This window comes from Janibacter sp. CoH_79_TC_3, assembly GCF_058197955.1.
On the sequence record NZ_JBXWIV010000077.1, the window covers coordinates 1 to 281 of the forward strand.

The following is a 281-nucleotide window of genomic DNA, read 5'->3' on the forward strand; positions in this document are numbered from 1 at the left end:
GAAGATTATACCAAAAAAGCCTTACCCATTAGTAATGGTTAAAGGCTTCATTCAGTTAACTTTGCTATTTTAACTTTGATTTAATTACCATGACTTCGGTATCTTCAATTGCTTTTAAATAATGATGTTCATTAGGATGAAGTTGGACGATATCACCTGGTACTACCACTTCTTCACGTTTCTCGGTGACATCCCCAAAGATGGCCTTACCCTTAATTGGAACCACAATTACATCATAATCAACGAAGTGTTCCGGAACATTTTTTCCAGCAGGAATCACT

1 protein-coding gene is annotated in these 281 nt (G+C 36.3%); it reads right to left on the reverse strand.

The window, feature by feature from the left end; genetic code table 11:
* Positions 1 to 64 precede the first annotated feature (64 nt).
* A partial coding sequence (locus tag AC2FA3_RS15135; RefSeq protein ID WP_490510305.1) for a cupin domain-containing protein occupies positions 65 to 281 on the reverse strand: 217 nt, incomplete at its 5' end.